The organism is Streptomyces sp. NPDC033966 (genome assembly GCF_055575955.1).
In genome coordinates this window covers 462612-480812 of sequence record NZ_JBVIRQ010000002.1, presented here as the reverse complement: position 1 = coordinate 480812, position 18201 = coordinate 462612, and the positions used below count along the sequence as shown (strand labels likewise).

The window sequence follows — 18201 nt, the reverse complement described above, 5'->3', positions numbered from 1 at the left end:
GAAGGCAAGGCTCTGGCTCAATCGGGGTATGACGCCCCGTTCCGAGGAACCAGACGGCACCGGCACCGGCGGCGCGGTCCCCGAGGAGGGCCCCGCCGACGAACTGCCCGCCGTCGCCCCGCAGCTGCGCGAACTGCGCCGGCGCGCCGGGCTGACGCTGGAGGCCGCCGCCGCGCGGGCCAGGCTCTCGCCCGCGCACCTGTCCCGGCTGGAGACCGGCCGGCGCCAGCCGTCGCTGCCGCTGCTGCTCGGGCTCGCCCGCACCTACGGCACGACCGTCTCCGAGCTGCTCGGCGAGACCCCCGCCGTCGCCGATCCCATCGTACGGGCCGGCGGCCCCGGGGCCCGCGAGGCCGACGGGTGGACGTACTGGCAGGCCGGCGGCTCCGGGCGGGGGATGCAGGCGCTGCGCGTGCACGTCCCGCACGGGCGCAGCCAGGGCGAGCTGGTGCGCGTACACCCCGGGGAGGAGTGGCTGTACGTGCTCAGCGGGCGGCTCCGGCTGCACCTGGGGGAGGCCGAGCACCTGCTGGAGCCGGGGGACGGCGCGCACTTCGACTCGCTCACCCCGCACCGGATCGGCGCGGCCGGTCCGGGCGGGTGCGAGCTGCTGTTCGTCCACACCCTGCTGCAGAGCAGCCTCGCCGGGCTGTGCCTCGGCGCCAAGACCACGCGCCCGTCCTAGGGCCTGTCCGGCCGGGAGCCGTCACCGTGTCCGAATCCGAGTCCCGAGGAGACCAGATGTCCACCACCGCAGAGCAGGGCGTTCCGGAGCCGGAGCAGCAGCAGGCGTCCGCCCCGCTGACCGTCCGCCAGCGGTTCGAGTCCAAGTTCCCGCGCGGTCTGATCATCAGGCTCATCGCGTACCTGTTCGTCGGCCACCTCTTCGCCTTCTTCGTCTACCTGCTCTTCGTGCTGGGCGGCCGGAACCAGTAGTCCCGCTCGCGGCCCGGGGCCTTCTCCGGGCGCCGTACCCAGCCGAGCACCAGCACCGAGGCAGCCGCCGCGAAGGCGCACCAGGTGGAGGCGAACTCCAGCCGCCACAGGGCCGCGCAGACCACCGCCCCGGCGGCCAGCACCGCCCCCAGCAGCCGCAGCGTCCGGTCCCCGGCCGGCAGCAGGGCGCCGAGGGTGGCGTAGAGGTAGCCCGCCAGGACCAGCGGGGCCCAGGGGACGTCGACCCCGTAGCCGATCACCCGTCCCCGGATCGCGGCGCTCACCGGCCGCGTGGCCAGGCAGTACGCGAGCACCGCGGCCGTGGCGAGCCCCGCGGCCGCCGGCCCGAGCAGCCGGCGCCGGGCCCCGGGCGCGGCGGCGAGCAGCACCCCGAGCGGCAGCCACAGCGGCAGCACGGGCAGCGCGATCACCGCCCAGGCCGTGGTGGCGGGGCCGCAGCCGCCGCCCGCGCGCCAGACGGCGGCCTCGACCAGCTGGTGCGCGCCGAGCAGCAGCGGGAGCGCGGCGACGGGCAGGTCGCGGGCCCGCCGGGCGCGGACCAGACACACCACCCCGACGGCGGCCACGGCCGTGCCCGCCGTCAGGTCCGCCGCCGCGCTCCAGCACACCCGGGTCCTCCTCCCGCCGTCAGCGCGGGCCCTCCGCCCGATCCGGAGCCGAGGGGTGTTCCAGCGGCGGGGCGCCGATCGAGCAGTGCGTACGGCACTCCGGGTGGCAGGCCCCGGGCGCGGGGGAGCGTACGGTCGCCCACGCCGTGGCGGCGCCCGCCACCAGGGCCCCCGCGCACCACGGCACGGCCCGCCCGAAGGCGGAGTCGAAGGCCCCGGCGGACAGGTACGCGTCCGGACCCATCCCGGCCAGCAGCGGCAGCGCGGCCACCGCGAGCAGTCCGGCGGCCCGCGCGGCGGCGTTGTTGATCCCGCTGGCCAGGCCCGCCCGGCCGGCCGGCACCGAGGCCAGGACGGTGGCGGTCAGCGGGGCCACCAGCACGGTCATGCCCGCGCCCATCACCACCATGGCCGGCAGTACGTCCCGTGGGTACGAGGCGTCCGGGCCCACCCGCAGCATGAGCAGCGTCCCGGCCGCGCACAGCAGCGGTCCGACGGTGAGCGGCACGCGGGGCCCGATCCGCTCCCCGAGCGCCCCCGCCCGCGAGGACAGCAGCAGCATCAGGACGGTGGTGGGCAGCAGCGCGGCCCCGGCGCCGAGGGCGGAGTACCCGGACACCACCTGGAGCTGGAGCACGATGAGGAAGAAGAAGCCGCCGAAGGCCGCGTAGACGAAGAGGGTGACGAGGTTGACGGCGGTGAACTGCCGGGAGGCGAACATGTCCGGCGGCACCATCGGATCCGGCCGGTGCCGCTCGACCCACACGAACAGGGCCGCCAGCAGCACCCCGCCCACCGCCGCGCCGATGACCGGCGCCGCCGCGGACCGGGCCTCGATCAGGGCGTAGGTCAGCAGGCCCAGCGCCGCCGCGCCCAGTACCGCGCCGAGCACGTCGAACCGCCCGCCCGCCGCCGGGTCCCGTGATTCCGGTACGTGCCTCAGCGCCACCGGCACGCACAGCGCGGCCACCGGCACGTTCAGCAGGAACACCCACCGCCAGCCCGGCCCGTCCACCAGCCAGCCGCCGAGGAAGGGCCCCACGGCCGCGCCGACGCCGCCGAACCCCGACCACAGGCCCACCGCGCGGGCCCGGTCGTCCGCCCGGATCGACCCCTGGATCAGCGCCAGCGAACCGGGCGTGAGCAGCGCGCCGCCGATGCCCTGGAGGGCGCGGGCGGCGATCAGGACCCCGGCGTTCGGCGCCAGCCCGCACAGCAGCGAGCCCACCGCGAACCACACCACGCCGAGCACGAAGATCCGGCGGCGGCCGAACCGGTCGCCGAGCGCCCCGCCCACCAGGATCAGCCCGGCCAGGGTCAGCAGGTAGGCGTTCACCGTCCACTGGAGCACGGCCAGGTCCGCGCCGAGGTCCCGTCCGATGCGGGGCAGGGCCACGTTGACCACGGTCGAGTCCAGCAGGGCCATCGCCGACCCGAGCACGGTGGCGGCCACGATCCACCGCCCGCGCGCGGAGCCGAGCGCGACCGCCGGTTCCGGGGCGGGCGCGGGGCGGGGCCCGGACGCCGGTGAGAGGCCGGGCTCGGGCACCGGTTCGCCGGGCAGCTGGCTCATCCCCCCAGGCTGACGCGCCCGCGCCCGAAGGGCCACCGGACGGGGCGCCGCGGCGCGCGGCGAGCCTTACGGACCCGTCCGTTCCGTGGCTCACGAGGCCCTCTTGTAATGGACATGGCACCTCCCAGAACATGACCCGCGCACGTCACGCACGAACTTTCCGCACGATCCGCACGATCTGCACGCGCCGCACACGGCGCAAGAGGAGACGACACGTGCCACAACGCATCCGACGGCGTTCCTTACGCGCGGCGCTCGCCGCTCTGAGCGCGGCCCTGCTGCTCCCGGTCGGCGCGGGCGTCGCCGCCGCCGCCCCGGAGCCCGGCCCCGCGCCCACCGCGGCCGAGCGCAAGCTCGAACCCGCCCTCCGCGCCCAGTTCGACGGCTCCGGGAAGGCCGTCTTCTGGGTCTACCTCGACAGCGCCGCCGACCTGACCGCCGCGGGGCGGCAGCAGACCCGCGCCGCCAAGGCCGAAACGGTTCTGCGCACCAAGAAGGAGCACGCCGCGCGCACCCAGGCCGAGGTGCGCAAGGCCCTGGACGGGGCCGGGGCGGAGTACACCTCGTACTGGATCGTCAACGCCGTCCGCGTCGTCGGCAGCCGCAAACTCGCCGGGACCCTCGCCGAGCGCCCCGAGGTCGCCCGCATCGACGCCGACGACAAGGTCAGCCTCCCCAAGCCCGCCGGGGGCACCCGGGAGAAGACCGCCGCCGACGCCGTCGAATGGAACATCGACCGGATCAAGGCACCCCAGGTCTGGGACCAGCTCGGCGTGCGCGGCGAGGGGATCGTCGTCGCCAACATCGACAGCGGCGTCGACTACACCCACCCCGCCGTCAACAGCCAGTACCGCGGCAAGAACGCGGACGGGACCTACGACCACAACCACAACTGGTTCGACCCGGCGGGCGTCTGCGCCGGCGCCGCGCCCTGCGACAACAACGACCACGGCACCCACACCATGGGCACGATGGTCGGGGACGACGGCGGGGCCAACAAGATCGGCGTAGCCCCCGGCGCCAAGTGGATCGCCGCGAAGGGCTGCGAGTCCAACTCCTGCTCCGAGGCCTCCCTGCTCGCCTCCGGACAGTGGATCGTCGCCCCCACCGACCTGCAGGGCCACAACCCCCGCCCCGACCTCGCCCCGCACGTCGTCAACAACTCCTGGGGCAGCGCCGCGCACGACGACTGGTACCAGCAGGTCGTGGACACCTGGCGGGCCGCCGGGATCTTCCCCGCCTTCTCCAACGGGAACTCCGGCCCCGGCTGCGGCACCAGCGGCTCGCCCGGCGACTACGCGCGCTCCTACAGCTCCGGCGCCTTCGGCAGCGACGGCGCCATCGCCTCCTTCTCCTCCCGCGGCGCCGGCCCCGGCGGCATCGTCAAGCCGAACATCGCCGCCCCCGGCGTGAACGTCCGCTCCTCCGTCCCCGGCGGCGAGTACTCCTCCTTCTCCGGCACCTCCATGGCCTCACCGCACACCGCCGCCACGGTGGCCCTGCTCTGGTCGGCCGCGCCCTCCCTCGCCGGTGACGTGGCGCAGACGGAAGCCCTGCTGGACGGCACCGCCCAGGACACGGACGACGGCCAGTGCGGCGGCACCGCCGCCGACAACAACGTCTTCGGCGAGGGCCGGCTCGACGCCCTGGCCGCGGTGAACTCCGCCCCGCGCGGCGCGGTCGGCGCGCTCGCCGGCACCGTCCGCGACGACGCCGGCGCCCCCGTCGCGGGCGTCAAGGTCACCGCGCACGGGCCGATCGACCGGACCGCCACCACCACCGCCGACGGGACCTACCGCTTCGGCGTCCTGTCCACCGGCGCGTACGAGCTCACCGCCTCGAAGTTCGGCTACGGACAGCGCGGCACCACCGCGACCGTCACCGAGCAGGCCACCGCCACCGCCGACCTCACCCTGACCCGGGCGGCCAGTGCCCGGCTCACCGGCACCGTCACCTCGCCCGCCGGGCCCGCCGCCGGAGCGGCCGTCACCATCGCGGACACCCCCGTGACCGCCACCACCGACGCCCAGGGCCGCTTCGAGGTCACCCTGCCGCACGGCACCTACGACGTGAACGCCACCCACCCCGCCCGCTGCCTCACCACCGGCACGGCCAAGGCCACCGTGGCCGCGGACACCACCGTCACCGTCGCCCTCCCCGAGCGGACCGACGGCTACGGCTACGCCTGCGCCGCGGGCGGCGGCCGCCCGTACTCCGCCGGTGACCGCCGGCTCGCCCTGACCGGCGACAACACCACCGAGCGCGTCGACCTGCCCTTCCCGCTGCCGCTGTACGGCAAGACGTACGCGCAGGCCTGGATCGGAACCAACGGCACGGTCAGCCTCGGCGGCAACCACACCGGCGACGTCAACGGCGACATCCCGAGCGCCGCCACCCCCAACGCGGCCCTCTACCCCTTCTGGGACGACCTCGTCGTAGGCGCCGCCGACAGCGGATCCGGCGTCTTCACCGCCGTCACCGGGACCGCCCCGCACCGCAGTTACGTGATCGAGTGGCGCCAGGTCGCCCACTGGTCCGCGCAGGCCGACACCTTCTCGTTCTCGGCGGCCATCGGTGAGGACGGCAACATCACCTACTCGTACAAGGGGACCGGAGGCACCGGCCTCAAGGGCGGCTCCTCCGCCACCGTCGGCGTGGAGAACCCGGCAGGCACCGACGCCTTCAGGTACTCCTTCAACACCCCCGCCATCACCGACGGCCTCTCCATCGGCTTCCGCACCACCCGCAGCGGCGTCGTCACCGGCCGGGTGCTCGACGCCAACGACGGGGGCGGCGTCCCCGGCGCCACCGTGACCGTCGGCAGCGGCGACTCGGCCGTCTCCGCCACCACCGCCGCCGACGGCGGGTACGTGGTCCAGAGCCCCTCGGGCGCCCGTACGGTCACCCTGACCGCGCCCTCCTACGAGACCGCCACCACCACCGCCGACGTCAAGCCGGCCGACGTCACCGCGGTCAGCCGGCCGCTGCGCACCGGCCGGGTCACCGCCGCCGCGCCGGCCGTGGAGCTGGTCCTCCCCGCCGACCAGCGGCGCACCCGCACCCTGGAGCTCACCAACCCCGGCCTCACCACCGCCTACACGGCCGCCGAGGACGCGCCCTGGCTGACGCTCGCCCCGGTGGCGGGGGACCTCCCGACCGGCGGCAGGGCCCCGCTCGCCCTGACGGTGGACACCGCCGGGCTGGCCCCGGGCACGGTGCTCAGCACCGGGCTGCGGATCACCTCGGCCAGCGGCCGCGCACCCGTGCTCACCGTCCCCGTCAAGATCGTCGTACCGCGCTACCAGACCGCCGTGGACGCCGGCGCCGACCGGGCGGGTACGGACGCGGCGGGCGACGCCTGGTCCCCGGACCGCAAGTACACCGCCGGCTCGTACGGCTACCAGGGCAACTCCTCCGTCCGCTCCACCGGCCGCACCATCGCCGGCACCGATGAGCAGCGGCTCTTCCGCAGCGCCCGCGAGGGCATGTACGAGTACCGCTTCGACGACGTCCCGAACGGCACCTACACCGTGGAGCTGGGCTTCGCCGAGCTCTCCGGCACCCGGCCCGACACGCGCGTCTTCGACGTCCTCGCCGAGGGGAACCAGATCCTGCCCTCCCTGGACATCTCCCTGGAGGCGGGCACCTACACCGCCCTGACCAGGACCTACACGGTCAAGGTCACGGACGGGGTGCTCAACCTCCGCTTCGTCACGCACAACGGCTCCGGCAAGCCCCTGGTCAACACCCTCCGGGTGACCGACCGCCCCGACAAGGAGTAGGGGGTGTCCCGCCCGCCGCCCGGCAATCGGGTGGCGGGCGGCGACTCCACCGGGACATCCCGGCCGGCGTGCCCGGGCCGCCCGGCGGGGCGACGTAGCGTGGCGGACCATGACGCCGCAGATCGAGGCACTCGCGCGGGCCGCCGGGCCGGCCGCGCTCTGGGCGGTGGGATCGGCGGACGCCGTCCACGCCTCCCGCCCCGGCACCCCCGACGAGGACTGGGACGTCCCCCTCGACGCCGGGGCCCTGACCCCGCTGCTCGCGCTCTGGCCCGTCCTCGGCGGACTCGTCACCCGGGGCGAGCTGACCCTGCACACCCCCCTCACCGCCTACGGGGCGGCCGCCTCGGCGGGACTCCCCGGCGGCACCACCGCCCACCACCTGCTCACCCGGGGCGACGGCCCGGACCCCCTCGCCGCCCTCACCCGCCTCGCCGAACACCTCGCCGGCACCCCGCTGGCCGACAGCGCGCGCACCCTGGTCTGGCAGCCCCTCGGCATGACCCGCACCCGCTTCGCCGGCTCCACCCTCCGCACCTGCCCGGCGGACCTCGCCCGGTTCCTGCGCCACCTGCTCTCCACCGCCGACACCGCCGACCGGCCCGTCCCCCGCGCCTGGACCGCCGAGTCCCTGCGGATCCGCACCGGCGAACTCACCCCCTCGCGCGGCCTGCTCTGGCACCCCGCACCCGCCGGGGTCTGGACCCACCACCCCCCGTCCGGCTCCGGCCCGGCCGTGTGGATCTCCCCCCGCCAGAGCCGCTGGGCGCTCCTCGTCCCCGGCCCCGGGAGCGACGGCGCGGGCCCCTCGCGCGCGGCCTTCCGCGAGGCCGCGTTCGCGCCCGCTCCCGCGCGCGCCGCTCGCGGCGCGGACGTACGGTGAGCCCCAAGTCACCGTACGCAGCCCCCGCGAGGAACCCATGTCCGACGCCGCGACCGCCCTGGCCACCGATCCGGACGCCGACACGCTCGACGCCCTGTGCCGGGACCTGGCCGAGGCCGCCGACGCCGTGGGCGAGGCCGCCCGGTACGCCTCCGGACTGGCCCTCGGGCCCCGGCTGACGGCAGGGGCCCTCGTGGGGCGCGGCGGGAGCCGGCGCCGGGCCTGGCGCACCCTGCTGCGCACCCTCACCGACCCGGCCGGGCTCGGCTGGGCCCCGCGCGGCCGGGGGCTGGCCCGGGCCGGCTGGCTGGCCGGGATCCTGGGCGGCCGCGAGAGCCTCGCCGTCAGCACCGCCGTCTGCGGGCTCAAGGGGCGGATCCGCGCGGCGGCCGCGGACCGACCCGGACTGCTGGCGGACCCGGACTGCGCCGCCGTGCTGCGGGCGGTCGCCGAGGACCGGCAGGCCGACGCGGCCCGCGCCTTCCGCACCCTGCTGCGCGAACGGGGCGCCGCACGGGCCTTCGCCCTGCTGGCGCCGGCGTTCGCGGACATCCTGGCCTGGCACGCCCTGACCGACGAGAACCCCTTCAACGACCACGCGGGCTGGCAGGTGGCCACCGGCCGGGCCGTCACCGCCGAACCCCTGGTGGGCCTCGGCGCCGCCCTGCGGGCCTTCTGCGCCCGCAGCCCCGGCCCGGCGGCGCCCGCGCCCGCGGCCGCGAACCCCTGGAGGAGACCGTGAGCGACTGCCCCCTGCCGAGCCGCCCCGCCCCGGCGGACGGCCTGCGCACCCACTCCGCCGCCCTGCGCTCCCACGCCCGGCGGCTGCGGGCGGGGGCGGCCGCCCTGGAATGGCGCGGCCAGGAGGCCGACGCGTACCGCGCCGAGGTCGTCGCCCTCGCCGACCGCTGCGCCCGCGCCGCGGCCGGGCTCGCCCTCGCGGCGGCGCAGCTGGAGGGCCCGCACGTCCGGCGCCGGTGAGCCCCGCGGCGACCGCCGGACGGGTCAGAGGACCAGCGACAGCAGCAGGACGAAGCCCAGGCCCGTGACGGAGATGAGGGTCTCCATCACCGACCAGGTCTTGAGGGTCTGTCCGACGCTCATCCCGAAGTACTCCTTGACCAGCCAGAACCCGGCGTCGTTGACGTGGCTGAAGAACAGCGAGCCCGCCCCGATCGCCAGGACCAGCAGCGCGGTCTCCGTCGTGGACGTGCCCGCCGCCAGCGGTGCCACCAGGCCGGCCGCCGAGATGGTGGCGACCGTCGCCGAGCCCGTCGCCAGCCGGATGGCGACGGCGATCAGCCAGGCCAGCAGCAGGGCCGGAACGGACCAGTCCTTGGAGACGTCCAGGATCATCCGGCCCACCCCCACGTCGATCAGCGTCTGCTTGAAACCGCCGCCCGCGCCCACGATCAGCAGGATCCCCGCGATCGGGGCGAGGGACTTCTCCACCGTGGACGACAGCCGCTCCCGGGTGAACCCGGCGGCCCGGCCGAGGGTGAACATGCCGACCAGGACGGCGGCGAGCAGGGCGATCAGCGGGGAGCCGACGACGTCGGCGGCCTTCTGCACGGTGTCGGCCGGGTCGTCGACAACGATGTCGACCAGCGCCTTGACCAGCATCAGAGCCACCGGCAGCAGCACCGTGAAGACCGTCGCCCCGAACCGGGGGCGGTGCGCGGGCTCCGCCGGCGGGCGCTCGGGGACGACGGGCTCCGGCGCCGGGAGGTCCACCCAGCGCGCCGCGTACCGGGAGAACAGCGGGCCGGCGATGACCACCGTGGGGATCGCGACGAGCACCCCGAGGGCGAGGGTGACGCCCAGGTCGGCGTGGAGCGCGTCGATGGCGACCAGCGGGCCGGGGTGCGGCGGGATCAGCCCGTGCATCACCGACAGGCCGGCCAGCGCGGGCACGCCGATCCGCATCAGGGAGTAGCCGCCGCGCCGGGCGACCAGCAGCACCACCGGGATCAGCAGCACGATGCCGACCTCGAAGAAGAGCGGGAGCCCGATCACGGAGGCGATCAGCACCATCGCCCACGGCATCGCCCGCCCCTTCGCGCGGGCCAGGATGGTGTCCACGATCTCGTCGGCCCCGCCCGAGTCCGCCAGGAGCCTGCCGAGCACCGCGCCGAGCGCGATGAGCACGCCGACGCCCGCGACCGTGGAGCCGAGGCCCGCGGTGAAACTGGCGACCGTCTTGGCCGGCGGGGCGCCCGCGAAGGATCCGAGGGCCAGCGAACCGACCGTCAGGGCCAGGAAGGCGTGCATCTTGAGGCGGGTGATGAGCAGGACGATGACGGCGATGCCCGCGATGACGGCGACGCCCAGCTGGGCGCCGCCGGCCGAGGTGATGGGTCCGGGGGCGGCCGCCGCCAGAGTCTCGACGCTGAGACCGGTCACGGTGGGGTTCCTCAACTCTCGAACGTTCGGAGGGCGGCCAGCGCCCGTTCGGTGATCTCCTCGGGCGTGCCGGCGACGTCGACGGCGATCCCGCGCTCGTCCGCCCGGAGCGGTTCGAGCACGGCGAACTGGGAGTCCAGCAGGGAGGCGGGCATGAAATGGCCCCGGCGGTCAGCCATCCGCTGCTCGATGAGCCGCCTCTCGCCCGTGAGGTGGACGAACACGGCGTCCGGGGCGGCCGCGCGCAGCCGGTCGCGGTAGGAGCGCTTGAGGCAGGAGGCGGCGACCACGCCGCCCTGCGGCGCGGCCCGGGTGCGGATCCACTCGCCGATGGCGTCCAGCCAGGGCCGGCGGTCGGCGTCGTCCAGCGGGGTGCCGGCCGACATCTTGGCCACGTTGGCCGCCGGATGGAAGGCGTCGCCCTCCGCGTACGGGAGGCCGAGCGCCTGCGCGAGCAGCCGCCCCACGGTCGTCTTGCCGGTGCCGGCGACGCCCATCACCACAATGACGCGCTGGGAGCTCACGTCGTACCTCGCTGTCCTCGTTGCTGGGAGCACCACTGAAACCTATTAAGTAGTACTTATTCAAGGGTCGGGCGGGAAAACGTCACATCTTTTGCCGCTCGGGGCGTCACCGTACGCTTACGCCATGACCACCGAAGGCAGTCCGGGCCCAGGACTCCACTCCCAGGTGCTGGACACCCTCGGCCTCGCGATCACGGCGGGGGAGCACCCGCCCGGCAGCGTCCTGCGCACGGACGAGATCGCCGCGCGCTTCGACGCCTCCCGCACCGTCGTCCGCGAGGTGGTCCGCGTCCTGGAGTCGATGCAGCTCGTCGAGTCCCGCCGCCGGGTCGGGGTCACCGTCCGCCCCGCCGAGGAGTGGAACGTCTACGACCCGCGCGTCATCCGCTGGCGGCTCGCCGGCACCGACCGCCCCCGCCAGCTGCGCTCCCTGACCGTGCTGCGCTCCGCCGTCGAACCCGTCGCCGCCGCACTCGCGGCCTCCCGCGCCACCCCCGAGCAGTGCGCGCGGCTCACCGAGGCGGCCCTCGGCATGGTCCGCACCTCCCGCGGCCACCAGCTGGAGGGCTACCTCCACCACGACGTCGCCTTCCACCGGACCGTCCTCGACGCCTCCGGCAACGAGATGTTCGCCCGGCTCGGCGACGTCGTCGCCGAGGTCCTCACCGGCCGCACCCAGCACGCCGTGATGTTCCACGACCCCGACCCGGCCGCCGTCACCCTGCACGTACGGGTCGCCGAAGCGGTACGCGAGGGCGACGCGGCCGCCGCCGAGGCCCTGACCCGGCGGATCGCCCTCGGCGCCCTGGAGGAACTCGACGTGCTCGCCCCCTGAAGCCCCTCCGGCGTCCCCTCGAATCCCCTCCGACGTCCCCTCGAAGTCCCCCCGGACGGCCCCCTGAAGCATCTCCCGGGGCCCGCCCCGGATCCGCCCCGGAACCGACCCGCCGCGCCCGGCGGACGCCCGGGTCCCGACCGGCCCGCCCCCGCACCATGGGAGAAGAGGGCCGGCTCCGGCTTGTCCGGGCGCGCGGGCGGTGCGATCCTTCCGCCATGTCGTCGCCCACACAACTGCCGGACTACGGGGAGGTCCTCGCGGAGGTGAGGGAAGTGCGGCGGGCCGGGATCGTCCGACTGCGTGAGCTCAGGCTCCCGTTGCTCACCGGCATGTCGGCCGGTCCGGGGGCGGGGGGCCCCGGAGAGCCGCACTTCCCCGCCGTCGAGCGGCTGTTGCGCACCGCCGTCGCCGCCATGGGCGGGGGCACCCTCCAGGAGGCCGCCGAGTACAGCCTCGGCCTCGCGCGCGGCACCCGGGACTGGCCCCCCGCCGACCGGCGCAGACGCGCCGCCCAGGTGTACGGCGTCAGTGTGGAGCGCTTCCGCAAGCACCAGGAGCTGATGGTGCTCGGACAGGTGGCCGAGCAGCTCGTCCGCCGCGCCGCCGCCGGCCACTTACCCCCGGACGGCGCCGAAGACCCGCCCGCGTCCCGCGGCCCGGCCCGTCAACTGCCCCCCAGCCACCGCCGGATCACCGTCCGGACCGGCGGCCGCGAGCACACGCTGACCCTGCACGTGCACCCCGTCGACCTGCTGCGCGACGTCGACGCGGTGGTCTCCCCGTCCAACACCCACTTCGCCCTCCCCGAGCCGTACAAGTCCTCCGTCGCCGCCTCCCTGCGCCGCGCGGGCGCCGTACGGGACCCGGCCGGCCGCGTCGTCGAGGACCGCATCCGGGACGAACTGCGCGCCTGGACCGACCGGTACGCCCCGCACGGCCTCCCGGTGGCACCCGGCACGGTCGCCGTCACCGGCGCCGGAGCCCTCGAAGCACAGGGCATCCGCCACATCCACCACGCCGCGGTGGCCGCGCCCCGTCCCGGCACCAACGACTACGACGTCCTGCCGGCCGACGTCACCCGGGCCGTCACCCGCGTCTTCGCCCTGCTGGCCGGCGGCCCCGCCCGGACCTCCGTCTGCCTGCCCCTGCTGGGTGCCGGCCGCGGCGGCCTCGCCCCCGAGGACAGCCTCGCCGCCGTCTGGGCCGCCGTCGAGGCCGAACTCGCCCGGGGCGGCGACCGGGACGTCCACCTCCTGGTACGCCGCCCCGAACGCGCCGACCTGATCGAGGAGTTGCTCACCCAACCGGACGGGCACCCCTCATGACCGACCCCTACGCCCGGCTGGCCGCCGCGGCCGCCGACTGGGACGAGCTGCGCTCCCGCCTGGACCCCGCCTCCCTGCGGCGACTCGCGCTCCTGCTCACCGCGTTGCGCACGGCACCCGGCGAAGGCGCCCGGCGCGCCGCGCTGCTCGCCGCCCGGCTGCTGGGGGAGCGGCTGCCCGACCGGTTCCCCGGCGAGAGCCGGCTCACCGCCGCCCCCGAGGCGCCCGCCGCCGGCCACCTCGGCTACACCGCCGACGACCTGGCCGTCCTCGTCCTCGACGGCCACCGCATGGTCGGACCGGTCCTCGGCGAGGTCCGCGACCGCCTCCTCGCCGCCCCCGCCCTCGGCGACGCCGAAGTCCTGGAGCACGGCCCCGACCCCTACGCCCCCGGCCTGATCCGGCTGCGCGCGCCCGGCGGCCTGATCCGGCTGCCCGCCTTCCAGTTCACCCCGGACGGGCGCGTCCGCCCGACCGTCGCCGAGGTCAACGCGCGGCTGGGTGCGGACGACGACCCCTGGGGCGCCGCCGACTGGTGGCTCTCCCCGAACGCCTGGCTCGGCCCGGCACCCGTCACCCTGCTCGACACCCCCGACGAGCGACGGCTCGTCGCCGCCGCCGAGTTCCTCGCCGAAGGGGAGTAGCCCGTGCCCAACTACCGGCCGCCCGCCGAGCCGGCCGGCGCCCCCGCCAAGGTGACCCTCGCCGCCGGCACCCCGCTGTACCGGGTGCACTCGGCCCGCCGCCCCGGCGACGCCTTCAACCCCGTCCCCGCCCACTGCCTGTACGGGGGCGGCCGCTTCGACTCCACCTCCTGCGACCGGTACGGCTACCTGTACGCCGGACTCACCCCGCAGGCAGCCGTCAGCGAGAGCGTCCTGCACTCGCTGCCCTTCGACCCCTCGGGCGCGGCCCGGCTGGTACCCCGGGTGGCGGTCACCGGCCGCCGGCTGTCGCCGCTGCGCCTGACGGAGTCCCTCGACGTGGTCGCGCTGGTCACCGGACAGGACCTGGCCGCCGTCCACCAGGACAGCTGGCTCGTCCAGGCGGAGGCCCGCGACTACCCGTACACCCGCGACTGGGCGCACTGGATACGCCGCCACACCGACCCGTGGGCGCAGGGGTTCCTGTGGTCCTCCAAACGGGAGCCGGGCGAGCGGGCCCTCGTCCTGTTCGGCGACCGCTGCCCGCCCGCCGTACTCGCCCCCACCGGCGAGGACCCCGTGGACTTCGCCACCGAGCCGGGCCGCCGCTGGCTCGACCAGGTCCTCCTGCCCTACCACGCCCGCCTCGCGCCCTGAGCCCCCGGAGGCACCCGTGCACACCGCCGAGCTGAGAACCGCCCGCGACGAGGCCATGGCAGCACTCGCCGCCGTCCGGGCGGGCACCGACGAGGCCCGCGAACTGTGCGGGCGGGCCGGGGAGCTGAGCTACCGGCTCTACGAGCAGGAGGCCGACCCCGAGGACCTCGACCTCGCCGCCGAGGCCTTCGCCCACGCCTTCCGCGCCCCGGCCGAAGGCCCGTCCTGGCCGGTGCGGCGGGTCATGTACGGGCACCTCCTCGCCCTGCGGTACGACGAGCGGCCCGCCCCGGAACTGGCCCTCCAGGTCCAGGACCTGCTCGCACGGGGCCTGGCCGAACTCCCCGACGCGCAGCGTTCGTCACTGCGCGCCGTGCACGCCCGCCGGATCCTGGCCTGCATCACCAAAGTCCGGATCACGGACGGCGCCGACGACCCCGGCCTCCTCGACGAGGCCCTGCGCCTGGGCCAGGAGGCCCTCGACGACACCGACGGCCAGGACGCCGACCTCCTGGAGGCCCTCGGCTACCTCTGGCAGCAGCACGGCCTGCGCACCGGCGACACCGTGTCCTACGTCCGCTCCGCCGACCACTACGGCCGGGTCCTGGCCGCCGGCGACCGGGGACGGGACCTGCCGCTGGTCCGCCTGTCCCGCGGGGCGTCCCTCACCTTCCACGGCTACCACGCGGCCGACCGCGCCCTGCTGGAGGAGGCCCGCGACGAGACCCTGCGCGCGCTGGCCGAGGCGGGTGGCCACCCCTCCTGGGAACGGGAGGCACGGCTGCGGGTGACCTTCGCCCGCGCCGCGATAGCCGCGACCTGGGCCGAGCAGGCGGAGGGAGACCGGGCCGCCGCCGAGCTGACCGCACTGCTGACCACCGGGGCGGAGATCGACGCGCTGCCCTGGTTCTACCTCGACCGGTTCGGCCGGTTCCTCTTCACCCGCGTGCAGCAGGGGCTCGACCCCGCGGCGCTCGACCTCGCCATCGCCCTGCTGACCCGCGCCGTGGACCGGTGGGAACCCGCCGAGGGGAAGGTCACGCTCGCCGCCCTGTCGCTGGCGACCGCCCAGCACCTGCGCTACGAGACGGACCAGGACCCGGCACGGCTGGACGTGATGGAAAGCGCCGGCCTGCTGGCCCTGGAAGGGGCGGACGAACTCTCCTCCGAGGTACGCGACATGCTCCTCCTGATGGTTTCCGAAGCGCGCAACCGCCAGGGGAGGGGCCGGTCCGACACCCTCACGGCCGAGGAGATCGCGCGCATCTACCGGGACTTCCGCGAGCGCTACGGGAACGGCGCCTCCCCCGACTTCACCTTCGACGAGATCCTGTACGGGGAGGGCTCACCCGCCCGGGGAGCCTGGGAGCTCCGCTTCTCGGAGCTGTTCGATCTGTGGCGGGCGACGGCACCCGGCCCCGAGCGCGCCGAGCGCGCTGTGCACCTCCTGCTGAACATGGTGGTCCTGGACCCCGGCGGCGAGCGGATCGGCCCCGAGCGCGACGCCGAACTGACCGGATTCGTCCGCGCGTACGCGGACGAGGACCCCGCGTGGCGCGGCCACGGGTACGCGGTCCTGGGCAACTACCGCCTCGCCCAGGGCATGCTGAACGACAACGCCGCCCGGCTCGCCGAGGCGGTCGAGTACTTCACGGAGGCCGCCCGCGCGGGCAACGACAGTCCCTGGCTGACGTACGGCGCCACCAGCGCCTCGGGCATGCTCGCACAACTGCACGGGATCACCAGCGGGGTGGTCCCCGACCAGGCCGACTGGGAGCGGCTGCGCTCCGCCCTGAAGCTGACCCCGCAGGTGGACCGCCTGCTGCGGCTCCAGCAGGCGGCGGCGCGGGTGGGCGTCGCCGTCAAGCGGGGCGACCTGGCCGGGGCGGACGGCCACCTGGCGGAGGTGGTCCGGGACGTCGCCGGGGTGGAGGCCGACGACCCCGGCTGGATCGAGGCCTGGGCCGTCCTGGAGACCGCCCGGATGTCCCGCAACAACTTCGCGGCCCGGCTCGAAGTCCCCCTCCTGCCGGTCCCCGCCGGGCGGCCATCGGTGCGCGAACTGCGGCGCCTGGCAGCCAAACTGCCCCGCGGGCACCGGGCCGCGGTGATCGGTGGCCTGGCCCTGGCCTGGAAGCAGGATGCCCTCGTCGCGGCCGACCTGCCCCGGATCCGGGAGACCCTCGGCATCGGTGAGGAAGCCGTCCGGCTCAGCGAGCCGGGCGGCGAGACCTGGATCCGCTACACGTCCGACGTCGGCGCCACGTACTGCACCCTGGTCCTGGCCGAGGAACAGGTGCGCTCCCCGCAGCGTGCCCGCGACCTGGAGCGGGCCATCAGCCTCCTGGAAGGGGCCGTCGAGGCGATGGGTGGCCCCGAGCACCGGCTGTGGGCAGTCTCGGCCCACGCCCTGGCGCAGGCCTACAGGGTCCGCTCGGGACTGGCCCGCCGCGACCGCGAACGCGGGCGCCGACTCGGCCTGGAGGCCATGCGCGGCTTCGCGTGCTCCGCGCTGTTCCAGTCCGGCACCCAGGACGCCGCCGAGGCCGCCCGGCTCGCCACCGGCCTCTCCGAGGAGGTCCTCGGCTGGTGCGTCGCCGACCGGGCCCCGCAGGACGCCCTCCAGGCCCTCGACGCCTGCCGCGGGCTGGTCCTGCACGCCGCCACCACCAGCCGCTCCGTCCCCGAACTCCTCACCGCCGCCGGCCGGGACGCCCTCGCCGCCGAATGGCGCGCTTCCGGCGCCGCGGCCGACCCCGACGCCGCGCCGGGCGAACTGCGCCGCCGGGTGGTGCTCGCCCTCACCGAAGCCCGCGTCCGGCTGCTCGACCCGCCCACCCCCGAGGAGATCGGCGCGGCCCTGCGCGCCCAGGACAAGGACGCCCTCGTCTACCTGGTGGCCGCCACTGCCCACAACCCCGGCACCGCCGTCGTCGTCACCAGCCGCGGGGACGTCCACGAGGTGCCGCTGCCCGGCCTGCGGGCGGACGCCGGCCCCCTGCGCGAGTACACCCCCGGCCGGGGCACGGCACCCCGGGACATCGAACCCGTCCCCGGTCACCACCCCGCCCGCCCCGCCCCGGCCCCGCCGCTGCGCGAGCGGCTGGACCGGCTGTGCTCCTGGGCCTGGCGGGCCGCGCTGCGGCCGCTGCTGGGCACGTTCGACGTCCCCGACCGGCCGGGCCGGGTGCCCCGGCTGGTCCTCGTACCGATGGGCGCCCTCGGCCTCGTCCCCTGGCACGCGGCGTTCGCCGACGGGAGCAGGGGCCGCCGGTACGCCCTCCAGGACGCGGAGATCTCGTACGCGGCCTCCGCGCGCCTGCTCTGCGAGGTCGCCGCCCGCCCGGTGTCCCCGCACACCGGCACCGCGCTGGTCGTCGGCGACCCCACCGGCGACCTGCCGTACGCGGGGGAGGAGGCCGACGCCGTCCGGCGCGCCTTCTACCCCGACGGCGACCGCCTGGGCCTGCGCTCCGGCGACGGCACGCCCGAGGAGGTCGCCCGCTGGCTGCGCGAACGCGCCGACGGCGGCGCCGTCCTGCACCTCGCCTGCCACGGCACGGTCGAGGAGAACCGGCCCCGCAGCTCCTACCTCGCCCTCAAGGGAGGCGTCCTCACGGCCGAAGAGCTGGCCGGCGCCGCCCACGGGCCGCTCGGGCTCGTCGTGCTCGCCGCCTGCCGCAGCCAGGTCTCCGGACGGGGCCTCAACGAGGCCTACAGCCTGTCGTCCGCCTTCCTCGTGGCGGGCAGCCGGTCGGTCATCGGCTCGCTGTGGCCGGTCCCGGACGACGCGACCTCCGTACTGATGTTCCTGACCCACCACTACCTGCGCCGCGAACAGGAGCCGCCCGCCCGGGCGCTGCGCCGGGCCCAGCTGTGGATGCTGGACCCGGACCGGGCCGTCCCCGACGGGCTGCCGCCCGCGCTCGCCGCCCGCCTGCCGCACCTCGACCCGGACGACCTCACCGCCTGGGCCGGCTTCACCCACCTGGGGCAGTGAAGGACCG

15 protein-coding genes are annotated in these 18201 nt (G+C 76.0%); 11 read left to right on the top strand and 4 right to left on the bottom strand.

From position 1 onward, the window contains the following. The first annotated feature begins 28 nt into the window (after positions 1–28). Entirely contained in the window at positions 29–685 is a 657-nt protein-coding gene (locus ACZ518_RS07645) for a helix-turn-helix domain-containing protein (RefSeq protein ID WP_469112087.1), read from the top strand. A gap of 56 nt (positions 686–741) precedes the next feature. After that, positions 742–936, top strand: coding sequence for a DUF6126 family protein (locus ACZ518_RS07640; RefSeq protein WP_469112086.1), 195 nt, complete (start codon positions 742–744; stop codon positions 934–936). On the opposite strand, the gene ACZ518_RS07635 is transcribed toward ACZ518_RS07640, so the two are convergent. Together ACZ518_RS07635 and ACZ518_RS07630 are read right to left on the bottom strand one after the other, a co-directional pair. Further along, positions 900–1565, bottom strand: coding sequence for a DUF6629 family protein (locus ACZ518_RS07635; protein ID WP_469112085.1), 666 nt, complete (start codon positions 1563–1565; stop codon positions 900–902). The two genes, ACZ518_RS07640 and ACZ518_RS07635, sit on opposite strands and share 37 nt — an antisense overlap. Positions 1566–1584: 19 nt before the next feature. Beyond that, entirely contained in the window at positions 1585–3138 is a 1554-nt protein-coding gene (locus tag ACZ518_RS07630; protein WP_469112084.1) for a DHA2 family efflux MFS transporter permease subunit, read from the bottom strand. A gap of 215 nt (positions 3139–3353) precedes the next feature. On the opposite strand from ACZ518_RS07630, the gene ACZ518_RS07625 reads away from it, so the two are divergent. The 4 genes from ACZ518_RS07625 to ACZ518_RS07610 all read left to right on the top strand — a co-directional run bounded on the left by ACZ518_RS07625 (position 3354) and on the right by ACZ518_RS07610 (position 8784). Then, a complete protein-coding gene (locus tag ACZ518_RS07625) occupies positions 3354–6920 on the top strand; it encodes a S8 family serine peptidase (protein WP_469112083.1) in 3567 nt (1188 codons plus the stop codon). Positions 6921–7029: 109 nt separating this feature from the next. Next, on the top strand, positions 7030–7803 hold the full coding sequence (locus ACZ518_RS07620; RefSeq protein WP_469112082.1) for a hypothetical protein: 774 nt from the start codon (positions 7030–7032) through the stop codon (positions 7801–7803). A 37-nt stretch (positions 7804–7840) separates the two neighbouring features. Next, positions 7841–8545 carry a hypothetical protein gene (locus ACZ518_RS07615; protein WP_469112081.1) on the top strand — a complete coding sequence of 235 codons (705 nt, stop codon included), beginning with the start codon at positions 7841–7843 and terminating at the stop codon, positions 8543–8545. Then, positions 8542–8784: a hypothetical protein gene (locus tag ACZ518_RS07610; RefSeq protein ID WP_469112080.1), complete on the top strand. Its 243-nt coding sequence runs from the start codon at positions 8542–8544 to the stop codon at positions 8782–8784. The genes ACZ518_RS07615 and ACZ518_RS07610 overlap by 4 nt, the downstream gene beginning before the upstream one ends. A gap of 24 nt (positions 8785–8808) precedes the next feature. Here ACZ518_RS07610 and ACZ518_RS07605 read toward each other — a convergent pair whose 3' ends face one another. Together ACZ518_RS07605 and ACZ518_RS07600 are read right to left on the bottom strand one after the other, a co-directional pair. Next, complete coding sequence (locus ACZ518_RS07605; RefSeq protein WP_469112079.1) at positions 8809–10206, bottom strand: GntT/GntP/DsdX family permease; 1398 nt, start codon at positions 10204–10206, stop codon at positions 8809–8811. Between the two features lie 11 nt (positions 10207–10217). Beyond that, positions 10218–10703: a gluconokinase gene (locus ACZ518_RS07600; RefSeq protein WP_469112344.1), complete on the bottom strand. Its 486-nt coding sequence runs from the start codon at positions 10701–10703 to the stop codon at positions 10218–10220. A gap of 151 nt (positions 10704–10854) precedes the next feature. On the opposite strand from ACZ518_RS07600, the gene ACZ518_RS07595 reads away from it, so the two are divergent. The 5 genes from ACZ518_RS07595 (at position 10855) to ACZ518_RS07575 (ending at position 18194) form a co-directional block, all read left to right on the top strand. Beyond that, positions 10855–11565: a FadR/GntR family transcriptional regulator gene (locus ACZ518_RS07595; RefSeq protein WP_469112078.1), complete on the top strand. Its 711-nt coding sequence runs from the start codon at positions 10855–10857 to the stop codon at positions 11563–11565. A gap of 218 nt (positions 11566–11783) precedes the next feature. Next, a complete protein-coding gene (locus ACZ518_RS07590; protein ID WP_469112077.1) occupies positions 11784–12893 on the top strand; it encodes a macro domain-containing protein in 1110 nt (369 codons plus the stop codon). Beyond that, positions 12890–13537 (top strand): hypothetical protein, encoded by a 648-nt coding sequence (locus ACZ518_RS07585; RefSeq protein ID WP_469112076.1) that lies wholly within the window; start codon positions 12890–12892, stop codon positions 13535–13537. Before ACZ518_RS07590 ends, ACZ518_RS07585 begins: the two co-directional genes overlap by 4 nt. Positions 13538–13540: 3 nt before the next feature. After that, positions 13541–14194, top strand: coding sequence for an RES family NAD+ phosphorylase (locus ACZ518_RS07580; RefSeq protein ID WP_469112075.1), 654 nt, complete (start codon positions 13541–13543; stop codon positions 14192–14194). A gap of 16 nt (positions 14195–14210) precedes the next feature. Next, positions 14211–18194: a CHAT domain-containing protein gene (locus ACZ518_RS07575; RefSeq protein ID WP_469112074.1), complete on the top strand. Its 3984-nt coding sequence runs from the start codon at positions 14211–14213 to the stop codon at positions 18192–18194. Positions 18195–18201 lie beyond the last annotated feature (7 nt).

Bases quoted from the DNA above. Each gene is read 5' to 3' on its own strand.
- ACZ518_RS07645 (WP_469112087.1), top strand. From the start codon at position 29: ATGACGCCCCGTTCCGAGGAACCAGACGGCACCGGCACCGGCGGCGCG.
- ACZ518_RS07640 (WP_469112086.1), top strand. From the start codon at position 742: ATGTCCACCACCGCAGAGCAGGGCGTTCCGGAGCCGGAGCAGCAGCAG.
- ACZ518_RS07630 (WP_469112084.1), bottom strand. From the start codon at position 3,138: ATGAGCCAGCTGCCCGGCGAACCGGTGCCCGAGCCCGGCCTCTCACCG.
- ACZ518_RS07620 (WP_469112082.1), top strand. From the start codon at position 7,030: ATGACGCCGCAGATCGAGGCACTCGCGCGGGCCGCCGGGCCGGCCGCG.
- ACZ518_RS07615 (WP_469112081.1), top strand. From the start codon at position 7,841: ATGTCCGACGCCGCGACCGCCCTGGCCACCGATCCGGACGCCGACACG.
- ACZ518_RS07600 (WP_469112344.1), bottom strand. From the start codon at position 10,703: ATGGGCGTCGCCGGCACCGGCAAGACGACCGTGGGGCGGCTGCTCGCG.
- ACZ518_RS07595 (WP_469112078.1), top strand. From the start codon at position 10,855: ATGACCACCGAAGGCAGTCCGGGCCCAGGACTCCACTCCCAGGTGCTG.
- ACZ518_RS07590 (WP_469112077.1), top strand. From the start codon at position 11,784: ATGTCGTCGCCCACACAACTGCCGGACTACGGGGAGGTCCTCGCGGAG.
- ACZ518_RS07585 (WP_469112076.1), top strand. From the start codon at position 12,890: ATGACCGACCCCTACGCCCGGCTGGCCGCCGCGGCCGCCGACTGGGAC.